The following is a 209-nucleotide window of genomic DNA, read 5'->3' on the forward strand; positions in this document are numbered from 1 at the left end:
GAAGTGACGAAGCTGGACCGTCCGGAACTGACGTCGGCGAGCATCATCGTGTCGGGCGGCCGTGGCCTCGGCAGCGGCGAGAACTACACGAAGGTGCTGGAGCCGCTGGCAGACAAGCTTCAGGCTGCACTCGGCGCATCGCGCGCGGCAGTCGACGCGGGCTACGTGCCGAACGACTATCAAGTGGGCCAGACCGGCAAGATCGTCGC

At 66.5% G+C, this 209-nt stretch carries 1 protein-coding gene; it reads left to right on the top strand.

Annotated features, from left to right (window positions below):
* Window positions 1–209, top strand: a 209-nt coding sequence (locus tag ACV229_RS41005) for an FAD-binding protein (protein WP_448088718.1), incomplete at both ends; no start/stop codon positions are given.

It is taken from the genome of Burkholderia sp. MR1-5-21 (genome assembly GCF_053427715.1).